This is a genomic window from Streptomyces sp. BE303, from assembly GCF_036290945.1.
Lineage (GTDB): Bacteria > Actinomycetota > Actinomycetes > Streptomycetales > Streptomycetaceae > Kitasatospora.
Genome location: NZ_JAQYWZ010000012.1, coordinates 1 through 327 on the forward strand (window position 1 = coordinate 1; position 327 = coordinate 327).

1 protein-coding gene is annotated in these 327 nt (G+C 71.3%); it reads left to right on the top strand.

Going from position 1 to position 327, the window contains the following annotated elements; translation table 11 throughout:
* Positions 1 to 327: ATP-binding protein (locus tag PUR56_RS00035; protein ID WP_329947316.1), on the top strand; the 327-nt coding region annotated here is incomplete at both ends.

Below are 327 nucleotides of genomic sequence, written 5' to 3' on the forward strand. Positions count from 1 at the left end.
ACCCGGACACCATTCACGACGCCGAACTCGCCCTCCACGAGCTCTACTTCAACTCCTGGCGGCACGCCGACTGCCAGGCCCCGCTGGTCATCGTCACCCTCCTCCCCCGCCCCCTCCGCGTGTGCGTCTGCGACGACAGCCCCACGCTCCCCGAGTCCCCCGTCTCCTCCCGCCCCTACGAGGTGTCCGGCCGGGGCCTCCACCTCGTCCGCGCCCTCACCCACCGCATCGGCGCCGACCCCACCAAGAACGGCAAGGTCTTCAGGTACGAACTGGACGCCGCAGCGAGAGAGACGACCACCACCCCGCCCCGCACACCCCCCACCA